The following is a 13282-nucleotide window of genomic DNA, read 5'->3' on the forward strand; positions in this document are numbered from 1 at the left end:
GCCCCGGCCTCAACCGGTCCCGGGCAGCTCCATCCCGGTCTCGGCCGGGAGGTAGGTGCCGGGGCGCAGCTCGGCGCCGTCTTGCAAGCGGCGCAGGGTCACGCCTGCGGGCACGGCGGCCAGCAGGACCCGGGGGCCGCTGGGCGCGACCTTCAGGCCGTGCAGCGCGCCCGCCCCCACGGCCTCGCCCACGTCGGTGATGCCGGGGCGCAGGGCCAGCGCGTGTTCGCCGTAGGGACCGACGAGGTGCAGGGTGACCCCGTCGGCGCGCAGCCGCAGCGGCAATCCCAGGCCGATCAGGGTGCCCAGCGGCGGCAGCGGCGACCGCGCGGGCCGCGCCACCGCGACGCCCAGCAGCGTGCCGGGCCGCACCACGTCGCCCGCGCCCAGCAGCCGCGCGCCCTGGCTGACCTCCAGGTCCCCCGGCACCCGCAGCATCCGGAGGCCGTCCCGGTGCTGCTCGGCGCGCAGGCCGCTGAGGTGAGGCACCCGGGCCACCTGCCCCAGGTCGAACGGGCCGCTCAGCGGAATGGGCACCGCCGTGCCGCGCCCACCGGCCCCCACCAGGGCCAGGGTGCGGTCCTCGCCGTACTCGATGCCCTCGACGGCGGTGGGCGGGGCCAGCACCGGGGGAGCCGGGCGCGGGCCTGCCCGGCCCCGGCGACGCCGCCACAGCAGCAGGCCTCCGCCCAGCAGCCCCGCCGCCAGCAGGCCGCCCAGCAGCGGCCCCCACGGACCGTTTCCGTCCGCTGCGTCCGGGCGCGCGCCGTTCGGCGGGGCGGCGGCCGGGGGCGGCACCGGGGCAGCCCTCCCCTCTCCTCCCACGATGGGGGCCAGCGGCAGGCTCTGGCCGTCCCCGAAGACCAGTCGGGGCACCAGGGGACCTGCTGCGTCCGGGGCCTGCCGGGTGAGGCGCACGCCCACCTCGCGCCCGCCGGGAAGCCGCAGCAGCTCGCCCGTGAGGCCCGGGGGCAGGCGCAGGGTCAGGCCCGCCGGGTCGGTCGCCGCGCTCAGGCGGTAGCGCAGGGTCACGCTCTCGCCGGGGCGCAGGGCGCGGTCGGCCCCGGGGTTGAGCCAGCTCAGGCCGGGCGCCGGGCCGACCTCCAGGCGCAGCAGCACCCGCCGGGGCAGTCCTCCCGGCGTGGCGGGGGGGGCGCACAGCAGCGCGGGCGTGCCGTGGGGAACGCGGCCCGCGACCTCCAGGCCCACGCCTCCGCCCTGCGCCGTGCTCCCCGCGAGACGAACCGGGAACCCCCCGGGCACCCCCAGCACCAGCGGCGTGCCCGCCGGAAAGGGCGCGGGGACGCGGGCAGGGTCGGTCACGGTGGCAATTCCCACGCCCAGTCCGGTCAGCTCCGGCGCTTGCCCCACCGGTACCGTCAGGCTCTGCGCGTACCCGCTGCCCCGCAGGGCCGCCTGGGCCTCTGCGGGAACCGCGGTGCCCAGCGCGACGTAATGCAGCGTGTCCAGCGGGCCGCGCGCGCCAAAGGCTCCCAGCGCCCGCGCCGCCGTCTGGGCGGGGTCGGGGTCGTTGTCGATACCGTCGGTCAGGACCAGCACGGTGGTCACGTAGCCCCCGGCCTTCAGCGGCGCCAGGGCCTGCGCCACGCTGCGGTACAGGTAGGTGTTCTGCCCGTCGGCCCGCAGCGCGGCGAGGTCGCTGTTCCAGCGCGTCCGGTCTCCCGGCAGGCTGTACCCGCGCGACGAGCGCAGGCCGCCGTCGAAGGTCACCAGCTCCACCCGGTCGGGCCGCTCGGCCCGCACGTAGGCGTTCACCGCCGCCACCACCCGCCCGAAGATGTCCGCCTTCCCGTCCCCGATCCCGCGCATCGAACCGCTGGTGTCCAGAATGAAGACCGCGCGCGTCTGGCTCGGCAGCGGCCCGGGGGGCAGCGCACAGGCCAGAGGGCTGGCGGGAGCGGCCGGTGCCCGCCGCAGGGTCACGCCGGGCGTCCCGGTTTCAGCGGGCGCGGGGGCCGCCGCGCGGGCGCCGGAGCGGGGGCCGCAGGCCAGTCCGGCGGCCAGCAGAGCGGAGAGAAGGGTCACGGCGGCAGGACGCATGCGGTCCCCATTGTGCCCGCCCGGGGGGGCGGCGGGAAGGGCAGGCTCCCCGCTGCGGGCCTTTCCGCGCCGGACCATCCCGGCCCCGAGACCGTGTCAGACGCCCTTTGCACGGCCTGGCGGCGGGGACAAGTCGTGGCCTCATATTACGTCCATTACGTAATCCATTTGACCCATTTCAACTCAGGTTGTATACTGTTGGGACCTCCGGAGGCGCGCTCAGCGCCGATTTTTTCGGCAGTGCGGCATTCCGGAACCACGACCATCCGTACCGTCACCGCCCTCCACCCGGGGGCAAGCAGGAGGACCATGACGCAGACCCACGAATACGACGCCAGCTCCATCTCGATTCTCAAGGGGCTGGAGGCCGTTCGCAAGCGCCCCGGCATGTACGTGCAGGGCGGCACGGGGGTAGACGGCTACCACCAGCTGCTGACCGAGATCATCGACAACGCCATCGACGAGGGCCTGGGCGGCTTTGCCGACGAGGTTCACGTCATCATGCACGCCGACGGCTCGGCCACCGTCACCGACAACGGGCGCGGCATTCCCGTCGACCTGATGAAGTCCGAAAACCGCCCTGCCATCGAGGTGATTTTCACCGAGCTGCACGCGGGCGGCAAGTTCGGCGGCGGCGCCTACAAGGTGTCCGGCGGCCTGCACGGCGTCGGTTCCAGCGTGGTAAACGCGCTGAGCACCTACCTCGACGTGACCGTGAACAAGGGCGGCCAACTGCACCACATCCGCTTCGAGCGCGGCGAGGTCGTCACGCCGCTGGAAGTGCTGGGCAAGACCCCGGCCGACGTGACGTGGTCGACCCAGGTGACCTTTCACCCCGACCCCACCGTCTTTTCCGAGTTCGAGAACCTCTTTGGCTACGACCGCATCCGGGGCCGCCTGCGCGAGCTGGCGTACCTGACCGGCCTCAGAATCGTCGTGCGCGACGAGCGCACCGAGCTGCACGCCGGGGAGATCCGCGAGGAGGTCTTCCACGAGGAGGGCGGCATCGCCAACTTCGCCCGCGCGCTCGTCACCGACGACACCAAGCTGCTGTACGACCAGCCCATCGTGATGCGCGGGACCCACCTGGACGTGGAGGTGGAAGTCGCCTTTATCCACGCCAACACCTACTCCAGCGACAACATCCTGACCTACGCGAACATGATTCGCACCCGCGACGGCGGCACGCCGCTGACCGGGTTCAAGACCGCCTACACGCGCATCCTGAACAAGTACGCCAAGGACAAGAACCTGATCAAGGCGGGCAACCCGGTGCCCAGCGGCGACGACCTGCTCGAAGGTATCTACTGCGTCGTCAGCGTCAAACTGGGCGAGCCGCAGTTCGAGTCGCAGGCCAAGGTCAAGCTGCTCAACAGCGAAGCCCAGACTGCCGTGAACGCCATCGTGGGCGAGAAGTTCGCGGAGTTCCTCGAAGAGAATCCCAAGATCGGCAAGACCATCGTGGAGAAGGCGGCCGAGGCGGCCCGCGCCCGCGAGGCGGCCCGCAAGGCCCGCGACATCGTGCGCCGTTCCAACCCGCTGGAAAACGACGACCTGCCCGGCAAGCTGGCCGACTGCTCCTCACAGGACCCCTCGGAGTCCGAGCTGTTCATCGTGGAGGGCATCTCGGCAGGCGGCTCGGCCAAGGGCGGGCGCGAGCGCCGCTTCCAGGCGATCCTGCCCCTGCGCGGCAAGATCCTGAACGTCGAGAAGTCCGAGCTGAACAAGATCCTGAAAAACGCCGAGATCCGGGCGCTGATCGGGGCCATCGGCGCGGGCGTGGAGGGCACCGGGGACCGGATGCACTTCGACCTCTCCAACCTGCGCTACCACAAGATCATCATCATGACCGACGCGGACATGGACGGCGGGCACATCGCTACTTTGCTGCTGACGTTCTTCTACCGCTACATGCGCCCGGTCGTGGAGCAGGGCTACCTCTACATCGCGCAGCCCCCCCTCTACCGCATCATGGTGGGCCGCGAGAAAAAGGGCACCTACCTCTACACCGAGGAAGAACTCAAAACGCACGTGGCCCGCGCCAACAAGGAAGGCAAGAAGTACGAGATTCAGCGCTTCAAGGGGCTGGGCGAGATGAACGCCGACCAGCTGTGGGACACCACCATGAACCCCGAGACGCGGGCGCTGAAACAGGTCAAGGTGGAAGACCTGATCGTGACCAACGAGATTTTCGAGGACCTGATGGGTTCGGAAGTCGCGCCGCGCAAGAAGTTCATTCAGGACAACGCGCGCTTCGCCGAGATCAGCGTGTAAGCGGCACCAAGCAGCGAAGCCCGCCCCACTTGCACGGGGCGGGCCTTTGCTTGCGGCCTTCAACCGTTCAGCCTGCGCGCCAGCCCCGCCGGGTCGTCCACGAACAGCGAGAAGCGGCGGCCCCGGCGGGTCAGGCCGAAGGGACCGCGCAGGGTCACGTCCCCCCGCAGCGTGAGCGTCACGTTGGGCGGCGTGACGAGGGTCAGCCGCATGGCCTGGGCGTCCCGGCCGGGGGCGGCTCCCTCCACCAGCCTCAGCGGCACACTGGCCGACCACAGCAGGCCCTGACTGAGCCGGAGATGCTCCCCGGACACGGCCAGCGGAAAGCGCCCGAAGCTGCGGCTCAGCGCGAGGAGCCAGAGGGTGAACAGGCCGTCGGCGGCCGTGAACAGCCACGCCCAGCCCCCGTCGCCCTTCTGTCCCAGCGCAGCGTGGAGGCCGAGATGCAGCGGCAGTTCGGAGGCGAGATACAGCCACACGTAGACCTCGCGCCCGGCCCGCTGATGGGTCGTGAACACCTCCGCGCCGGGCGGCACCTGCGCGTCCCGCCGCCACAGCCCCGGCCACAGCAGCGAGTCGTGCGCGAGGCTGGCCGCGACCGGGTGGGGCAGGAAGCGGGCGAGGGAGTCGGTGCGGCGCTCCAGTGGGGTCGCGTGGGGGCCGGTCACATTCGGGCGACGGCTGTGCCCCCAGACGCCCACGCCCAGCAGCCCTGCCCCCACCCAGAGCGGCCCCCGCCAGCCGGGCAGGACCGCTCCCGCGAGCGAGAGGCCCAGCATCAGCGTCAGGGTCGCCTGCTCCGGCCCGAACCCTCTGCGCCGCTGCGTGATCCACCCCAGCCCCAGCGCCGAGACGGTCAGGTCAAACAACACCGCCGCCGAGACCCATCCAGCGGCGGCTGGCCGGGCATCGGGCGGCAGCACCCCCAGGAAGGGCGCGAGCAGAACCAGCGCGGCCAGCGCGACCCCCAGTTGCAGGGTGAGGGGACTGACCGCCGGGCGAAGCAGGGTCAAGGGTGACATGAATCACCCTAATCGGCGGGGCCGGGTCAGGCGTCCCGACAACGTCAGCCCCACCCTGCGGCCCACTCCACGAAGGCCGTCAGGTCCGCGTATTGCCGCTCCAGGCTGGGACGGTGGACGTACATCATGTGCCCGGCCTCGTAGAAGGTCTCGCGCAGGTTGCCGCGCAGGCTGGGGTCGAGGCCGAGGTGATCGAGGGTGTGCCGGGCCGCGTGGTACGGCGTGGCGAAGTCGAAGTAGCCCGACGCCACCAGCACCTTGAGGTGCCCATTCTGGTGCATCGCCTTGCGAAGGGTGTCCGAGACGCGCACGTGCCTGTTCTCGAACTCCTGGTAGCTCCAGGGCCGCACCCGTCCGGTCAGGATCTCGTAGGGAAGGTCGGACTCGAAGCCCAGTTCGGCGCGGACATAGTGGTTCATCGCCGCCGAGTACGGCCCCAGGATCGCGCTGAGGCTGGGGTCGGACTCATAGCTCTCGCCGCCGGAGTCGCGGTCCAGGCCAGTAAAGCGGCTGTCGAGGCGTCCCACCGTGCGGCCCTCCTCGCGCAGCAGCTCCTTGCCGAAGCGGGCCAGGGTCACGCGCAGATCGTTGCGGAGGACAAAGGCCACGTCCAGGCCGGTCAGCGCGGCGTAGCGCCCGGCCACCTGCTGCCGTTCCTCACCGCTCAGGCGTGCCCCGGCGTGCAGGGCGCGGGCGTAGTCCCCGTCCGCGAACGCCTCGGCCTCGCGCAGCACGTCCTCCAGCGGGCGCTCCCCGGCGAGTTTGCCGTGGTACCAGGCGGTCGCGGCGGCGGTGGGCAGGTGGACGATGTACGGCAGGTCGTGCCCCGGCGTGAAGTCCACCGTCGAGAAATCCAGGATGGCGCTGACGAGCATGATGCCGTTCAGGAACATGCCGTGCCGCTCCTGAAGGTACCCGCTGAGGCCCGCCGCCCGGGTGGTGCCGTAGCTCTCGCCGATCAGGAACTTGGGGCTGAGCCAGCGCCCGGCGCGGCTGGTCCACAGCCGGATGAAGTCGCCCACCGACTCGATGTCCTTCTGGAAGCCGTGGAAGTCGCCGGGCTTCTCGCCCTCCTCGACCCGTGAGTAGCCGGTGCTGACGGGGTCGATGAACACCAGGTCGGAGTGTGTCAGCAGCGTGAACTCGTTGTCGGTGAGGTCGTAGGGCGGCCCGGTCAGCGCCCCCGCGTCGCCCATCACCACCCGGCGCGGCCCCAGCAGGCCCAGGTGCAGCCACACCGACGAGCTGCCGGGACCCCCGTTGAAACTGAAGGTGACGGGCCGCTCGCGGGGGCCGTGCTCGCCGTCGAGCGCGTAGGCGACGAAAAAGACCCGGGCACGGGGTTTGAAGCCCTCGGACTCGCCCTCCTTGGCGTGCTTCTCCTCGGCCAGCAGCAGCGTGCCCGCCGTGACCGTGTAAGCCAGCTCGCGCCCCCCCACCGTGATGCGGTGGCGGGTGACGCGGACCTCGTCGCGGGGCTTCTCGTCCTCGCCGCGCTCCCGCTCGCCGGTCTTGACCCTGACCTTCACTTCGGCGCCCTGCCCGGCGGTCCGCTCCTGCTGTTCGTCGCTCATGGGTAGGGTAGTTCTAGCGCGTGGGGGTGGGGGGCGTGGCGTCTGATGTGGCTTCTGGCCCGGCGCCGGGGCAGTGGCCGGGTGGGGCGCTCCTGTGCCGGACTCATGACGAATGTCTGGGCCTGGACGCGGTCAGAGGTTCATCATGCTCGTCCCTACACTGGCCCCATGCTCCGCCTCGCCCTCTTCTCTCTCGGCCTTGTGGCGGTCGCGAGTGCAAGCGTCGTCCGCCCTCCTCTGCCCGCCCCCTATCAGCTCCGGCACGTCCTCACAGCGGGGCAGACGCAAGTCATCCTCGCCACAGCCGGTCGGGTCATAGCCAGTCCCGTGATTCCCGGCGACAAGACGCTGGAGGTGACAAGCTTGCTGCTGGCGCGGGACGTGAGGAGCGGGCGCACGGTGTGGAAAAGGTATCTGGGCGATTCGTACGAGCTGGAAGCCGTCAGCCCCACCGCCACCACATTGACCCACGTCGAGGGTCCCCGCAAGTGGGCGTCCTGGTACTCACTTCGGGATGGAAAATTCGTCGGGCGGGCCGTGATGGTGACGCCCACCGCCTCCCCCTGACCTACCCGAAATACCCCAGCAGGTCGATCAGGGTCCGCGCGTAGTCGTCCGGCTTCAGCCCGCGCTTTTCCAGCCGCACGGCGGGCGGGAAGGTGGTCACCTCGGTCTTGTGCGGGAAGCGCTTCAGGCCCGGCGCGTCGTAGTCGAGCCCCTTATAGGCGAAGGTAATTTGCAGGTGCGTCATCGTCTCGCCGATGCTCAGCGCCCGCTTGGCGACCGCCGTCAGCCGCAGCTTGGCGAGGTCGATGAAGTTCTGGACCTCCGGGCTGGGCGGCCCGTACTTCTTGCGCAGGTCGCGCTCGACCCGGCTGATCGCCTGGAGGGTGCGCGCCTCCGACAGCCGCCCGTAGGTCGCGATGCGGGCCTCGTCGTCGCCGCCGAAGTATTCGGGCGTGAGGCGCGAGTTGACCGGCAGGTCGATGGACACGCTCGCCGGGGCCTCCATCTTCTCGCCCTTGAGCCGGGCGACGGCCTGCGCGAGCATCTCGGTGTACACGTCGATGGAGACGGCCTGCACGTGCCCGTGCTGCTCCTCACCCAGGATGTTGCCCACCCCGCGAATCTCCATGTCCTTCTCGGCCAGCAGGTGCCCGGAACCGAGGTCTTGCAGATCGGCAATCGCCCACAGCCGCCGCTGGGCGTTCTCGGTCATGCGCGGCGGGTAGAAGAGGTACGCGTAGGCGGTCTGCTGCCGGCGCCCGACGCGCCCCCGGAGCTGGTAGAGCTGCGCGAGGCCCAGGCGGTCTGCGCGCTCGATCAGGATCGTGTTCGCCTCGGGGATGTCGAGGCCGGTTTCCACGATGGTGGTCGAGAGCAGCACGTCGAAGGCGCCCTGCTCGAAGCCCAGCATGATCTCCTCGAGTTCCTCCTCGTTCATGCGCCCGTGCGCCACGCCGACGCGCGCCTCGGGCACGAGGTTGCGCAGGTACAGGCTCCTGGCCCCGATGGAGGCGATGCGGTCGTGGATGTAAAAGACCTTGCCGCCGCGCTCGATCTCCGAGAGGATCGCGTCGCGGACCGTCAGGGGGTCGAAGGGCGTGAGGACCGTCTGGATGGGCTTGCGGCCCTTGGGCGGCGTCTGGATGCTGCTCATGTCGCGCAGGCCGACCATGCTCATGTAGAGGGTGCGCGGAATCGGGGTGGCCGAGAGGGCCAGGGTGTCGACCGCCCGCACGCCCTCGGGAATCTCGACCCGGCCTTCCTTGGAGACGGGCGGCAGGCCGCGCAGCGCCCGCAACTTTTCTTTCTGGCCCACCCCGAAGCGGTGCTCCTCGTCCACGATGATCAGCCCGAGGTTCTTGAACCCGATGTCGCCCGAGAGCAGCCGGTGCGTCCCGATGATGATGTCCACCTTGCCCTGCGCGAGGTCGCCCAGAATGCTCTTGGCCTGCTTGTCCCCGGTGAAGCGCGAGAGGCCCTCGACCCGCACCGGCAGGTCCTTAAAGCGCGCGGCAAAGGTCGAGGTGTGCTGTTCGGCCAGCAGGGTGGTGGGCACCAGCATGGCGACCTGCGCGCCGTGCCCCACGACCCGGTGCGCGGCGCGCAGGGCCACCTCGGTCTTGCCGAAGCCCACGTCCCCGGAAATCAGGCGGTCGGCAGGGTGGGCCTTTTCCAGGTCGCGCATCGTTTCTTTCAGCGCGGTCTTCTGGTCGCCCGTCAGCTCGAACTGGAAGTTTTTCTCCACCTGCGTGTCCCACTCGGGCTGCGGCGGGAAGCTGTTGCCGGGGGTGACCTGCCGGGCGGCGTACTGCACCAGCAGTTTCCCGGCGACCTCCTCGGCGTTCTTGCGGGCCTTTTCCTTGGCCTTGGCCCAGTCTTTCTTGTCGAAGCTGCTCAGGACCGGCGGGTCGTCCGTCGTGCCGGGGTGACGGCGCAGCACCGGCAGCTGCTCGATGGGCACGCTGAGGCGCGCGCCGCCCCGGTAGTCGAGGTTGAGGTAGTCGCGGGTGACGCCCAGCACCGTGCGCGTCTCCAGGCCCTGAAACTGCCCGATGCCGTGCTCGGGGTGAATCAGGTAGTCGCCCACGTGCAACCCCAGCGCGTCGGTGACGGGTTTGCCGCCCAGCCGCTTGCCGCGCAGCGCCGAGCCGCCCTGGAAGCCGTAGATCAGGTCCTCGGTCAGGACCACCGTGCGGTGTTCGGGAATGACGAAGCCGCCCTCGCCGTGCGCGCGCAGGAAGCCCAGCCCGCCTTCCTCGACCCGGGGCACGCTCAGCCAGGGAATCTCGTGCGTGTTCAGCAACTTGTCGGCGAGGTAAGCCGCCGTGCGGTCGTGCCGGACCAGGACCATCACCCGGTACCCCGCCCCGCGCCACCCGGACACGTCGCGTTCCAGGTCGCCCAGACGGGCGCGGTAAAAGGGCAGCACCTCCAGGCCCGACTCGAAATCGGTCAGTTCCAGCGGCGAGCGGCCAAAACTGGTGACCTCGCGCCCACGCAGCCGGGGCCAGAGGGTGTCGGCCAGCGGCCCCAGCGCGGAAGGATAGAACTCGGGCGCGTCCAGAAACACCCGCCCCGGCAGCAGCTCCAGGCGGGTCGCGTCCCACTTGACCTCGGTGAGGTAGTCGGCGGTCGGCTCCAGCGTGAAGTCCCGGATCTTCTCGCCGGTCAGCTCGCCGCCGCTCAACCGGCGCAGGGTGTCGAGTTCGTCGCCGAAGAATTCGGCCCGGAGGGTCAGCGCCTCCTCGCCCGCAGGCACGCCCGCGCCCGGCCCCAGGCGCAGCTCCAGCGTGTCGCCGCGCAGCAGGTACCCCGTCTCGCCCTCCTCGGGGTCCGTCAGGCGCTCGTAGCCCAGGCGTTCCAGGCGCGAGAGCAGCTCCTCGCGCGGGTAGTTGCCGCCGACCCGCAGGGCCAGGGCGTGGTCTTCCGGGTGCGCGGGGAAAAGGTCCAGCGCCGTGTTCACGTCCAGCACGACGTGTTCGTGCCGCGCGGCCCAGTCGCGCAGGCCGGGATTCACGCTGACCGGCGCCCCCAGCGCTCCCGCCGAGGCGTAGCCCGGCAGGCGGTCGGGCGTGGTGAGCAGCACGGCGGGGCCGGGGTGGGCGGCAAACAGGGCCGCGCGGGCCACCTGCGGCAGCAGCAGCACGTTGCCTGCGGGCGCGGGCTGAAGCAGGCGGGAGAGGTTGGGAGCGGCGACCGTCACCGGAAGATTGTACGCGGGTGGGTCCCCGGCAAAGGGCGAGGCAGGGAACGATGGGGCGGGTACAGTGGGCCATGACCCCCGGCATGACCCAGGCGGCCGACGCGGCCCTGCGCGCCCACCTCCGCGCGCTGCTCACGGCGCCCCAGGCCCACCTCACGCTGGAGGGCGTGCTGGAGGATTTTCCGCTGGAACGCCTCCACGAGCGCCCAGGCGGCCTTCCCTACTCCGCCTGGGACCTGCTGTGGCACCTGCGCTTTGCCCAGCGCGACATCCTGAATTTCGTGCGGGACGGGACCTACGCGGAACCCCAGTGGCCCGCCGCCTACTGGCCGCAGCGCACGGAGCAGCCCAGCACGGAACAAGTCAGCGCAGAGGTCAGCGCAGAGGACTGGCACGCCCAGGCCCAGGCTTGCCGCGACGACCTCGCCGCGCTGCTGGAGCTGCTGGACGACCCGGCGACGGACCTGCTCGCAGTGGTGCCCAACGGGGCGGGGCCGGAAGGCGGCGGCCAGACCTGGCTGCGCGAGTTCCTGCTGGTGGCCGATCACAACGCCTATCACGTGGGGCAACTGATGGTGCTCCGAAGGCTGCTGGAGAGTACCGAGACGAACTGACCCAGCGGAACGGGTGCAGCCACGCTGACCGTACCCAGTCCAGACAGATTACAAACTCGGTCAACTTCTCTGCTATGCTTTGTTTTATGAAGCGGACCCTCCTTTCCCTCGCCGCCCTGACGCTCGCTCTGAGCAGCGCGGGCGCCCAGCAGACCAAAGAACTGCGCCTCGGCGTGTTTCCCAACGTGACCCACACCGCCGGGCTGGTCGGCATCCAGCGCGGCCTGATCCAGAAGGAACTGGGCAGCAATGTGAAGCTGGTCGTCAAGGAGTTCGCCAACGGCTCGCAGGTCAACGAGGCCTTTGCGGCGGGCGCCATCGACGCGGCCTACGTCGGCCCCGGCCCGGCGATGAACGCCTTTATGCGCGGCGTGCCCATTCAGGTGTACGCGGGCGCGGCGAACGCGGGCGCGGTGCTCGTCGGGCGCAAGGACAGCGGGATCCGCTCGGTGAAGGGCCTGAGCGGCAAGAAGGTCGCGGTGCCCACGCGCGGCTCGACCCAGGACATCAGCCTGCGCCACCTGCTGCACGTCAACGGCCTGAAGGCCACCGACGAGGGCGGCACCGTCACCGTCATCCCGATCGACCCGGCGAACATGCCCGCCGCCTTCGCCACCAAGCAGGTGGACGCCGCGCTGGTGCAAGAACCCTGGGGAGCGATCATGGAGTCGCAGGGCGCCCGGCTGATCGCCAACGAAAAAGCGATCTGGGAGGGCGGCAACTACACCACCACCGTCCTGACCGTGAACACGAAGTTCGCCGCCCAGAACCCGGAGGTCGTCAAGGACCTCTTGCGCGGGCACCTCGCCGCCATCGACTTCGTGAAAAAGAGCAACGCGGGCGCGCAAAAGGCGGTCGCCGACCAGATTCAGGCTTTTACCGGCAAGCGGCCCAACTCGGCCGAGCTGTTCAAGGCGCTGTCGCGGACAAAGGTCACCTGGGACATCAACCTCAAGACCCTGGCCGAGTACGCCCAGCTCAACAAGGAAGCGGGCTTCGCGCGTGACGTGCCGGACCTGAACAAGTTCGTGAACCTCAGCGTGATCCGGGGGCTGGCGAAGTAGAGCGGCCACTCCCCCACCGTCCCCCCAGCTCAGGCTGGGGTTTTTTGTTCTGCTGGCCGCTGACGGCGGGGGGCTGGCGGCTACACTACCCGCATGACCGGACCGAAGAAAGGCTCAAGAGGACGCGCCCCCAAGCGCATGACGGCGCAGGGGCGCGGGGGGGCGACGCGGGACACCACCCGGCCCGTGCGCGAACGCACCCCCAGGGAAGAGGGCCGCAGCGAGAGCCGGGACCAGGGCGGCTCAGGCCAGAGCGGACAGCGGCCGGGACAGCGCACGGAAGGACCGCGCCGGGGCGAGGGCGCCCGCAGCGGGGCCGCCGGACGGGGCGGCGCGGCGACTGGCCGCACTGGCGGACGCGCTGGCGAGGGCACCCCCGCACGGCGCCGCTCCGGCGACGGCCAGGAGCGCGGCGGAGCGGGGCGCGGCGCTGAGCGTCCCTTCGGGCCGGGTCCCGGGCGGGCGGCGCCGCCCCGGGTGACCAAGAAAAAGCCGCTGCCCGAACTCAAGCGCGTGCAGCTCGACACCCCGCCCCCCGACACGGTGTTTACCGACCGCGACGGCGAGCGCCTGACCTTTCCCGACTCCGGCCTCAAGCGGGTGGCCGCGCAGCTGCTGACCGAGAGGAACAAGGCCTGGCGCTACCGGCCCTTTTCCTTTCCGCTGTTCACCGAGCGCGGCAGCGAGCAGGCCTTTTCCTTCGACTTCTACATCTACGACGCCGAGGACTCGGTGATCCGGCTGCTGCTGGTCGTGCCGTTCGAGTCGCGCGAGGTCTGGGACCGGGTGGGCCGCTTCAAGCGCCAGTACCCGATGTACACCTACGAGCTGTGGACCCCCGAGCGCCTGGCCCAGCTGGGCAGGCCGCGCGCCCAGCTGGGCTTCTAGGCCAGCGTCGGCCCCACCCCTTTCCGGCTCCGGGCGCGGCCGATCTTCAGAATGGCCCCGGCCTAGGGCGGCGTCC

Annotated in this window: 9 protein-coding genes; 5 read left to right on the forward strand and 4 right to left on the reverse strand. The window is 70.6% G+C overall.

Annotated elements, in window-relative coordinates:
• Positions 1 to 9 precede the first annotated feature (9 nt).
• The gene (locus HNQ09_RS13605; protein ID WP_184030332.1) at positions 10 to 2061 is read right to left on the reverse strand and encodes a vWA domain-containing protein; all 2052 of its coding nucleotides are present in this window, start codon (positions 2059 to 2061) and stop codon (positions 10 to 12) included.
• A 309-nt stretch (positions 2062 to 2370) separates the two neighbouring features.
• On the opposite strand from HNQ09_RS13605, the gene HNQ09_RS13610 reads away from it, so the two are divergent.
• The gene (locus HNQ09_RS13610) at positions 2371 to 4335 is read left to right on the forward strand and encodes a DNA topoisomerase subunit B (RefSeq protein ID WP_184030334.1); all 1965 of its coding nucleotides are present in this window, start codon (positions 2371 to 2373) and stop codon (positions 4333 to 4335) included.
• A 59-nt stretch (positions 4336 to 4394) separates the two neighbouring features.
• Here HNQ09_RS13610 and HNQ09_RS13615 read toward each other — a convergent pair whose 3' ends face one another.
• Complete coding sequence (locus HNQ09_RS13615) at positions 4395 to 5357, reverse strand: hypothetical protein (RefSeq protein WP_184030336.1); 963 nt, start codon at positions 5355 to 5357, stop codon at positions 4395 to 4397.
• A gap of 44 nt (positions 5358 to 5401) precedes the next feature.
• Positions 5402 to 6931, reverse strand: a complete 1530-nt coding sequence (locus tag HNQ09_RS13620; RefSeq protein WP_184030338.1) for a S10 family peptidase — start codon at positions 6929 to 6931, stop codon at positions 5402 to 5404.
• A gap of 327 nt (positions 6932 to 7258) precedes the next feature.
• Here HNQ09_RS13620 and HNQ09_RS13625 point away from each other — a divergent pair, with 327 nt between their 5' ends.
• Positions 7259 to 7498 (forward strand): hypothetical protein, encoded by a 240-nt coding sequence (locus HNQ09_RS13625; RefSeq protein WP_184030340.1) that lies wholly within the window; start codon positions 7259 to 7261, stop codon positions 7496 to 7498.
• A 1-nt stretch (position 7499) separates the two neighbouring features.
• On the opposite strand, the gene HNQ09_RS13630 is transcribed toward HNQ09_RS13625, so the two are convergent.
• Complete coding sequence (locus HNQ09_RS13630) at positions 7500 to 10640, reverse strand: DEAD/DEAH box helicase (protein WP_184030343.1); 3141 nt, start codon at positions 10638 to 10640, stop codon at positions 7500 to 7502.
• Between the two features lie 71 nt (positions 10641 to 10711).
• Here HNQ09_RS13630 and HNQ09_RS13635 point away from each other — a divergent pair, with 71 nt between their 5' ends.
• The 3 genes from HNQ09_RS13635 to HNQ09_RS13645 all read left to right on the forward strand — a co-directional run bounded on the left by HNQ09_RS13635 (position 10712) and on the right by HNQ09_RS13645 (position 13206).
• Positions 10712 to 11254, forward strand: a complete 543-nt coding sequence (locus HNQ09_RS13635; RefSeq protein WP_184030345.1) for a DinB family protein — start codon at positions 10712 to 10714, stop codon at positions 11252 to 11254.
• 86 nt (positions 11255 to 11340) lie between these two features.
• A complete protein-coding gene (locus HNQ09_RS13640; protein WP_184030347.1) occupies positions 11341 to 12318 on the forward strand; it encodes an ABC transporter substrate-binding protein in 978 nt (325 codons plus the stop codon).
• 93 nt (positions 12319 to 12411) lie between these two features.
• Positions 12412 to 13206 (forward strand): hypothetical protein, encoded by a 795-nt coding sequence (locus HNQ09_RS13645; RefSeq protein WP_184030349.1) that lies wholly within the window; start codon positions 12412 to 12414, stop codon positions 13204 to 13206.
• The last annotated feature ends 76 nt before the right edge of the window (positions 13207 to 13282 follow it).

Origin of the sequence: Deinococcus budaensis, from assembly GCF_014201885.1 — a bacterium.
Classification (GTDB): Bacteria; Deinococcota; Deinococci; order Deinococcales; family Deinococcaceae; genus Deinococcus; species Deinococcus budaensis.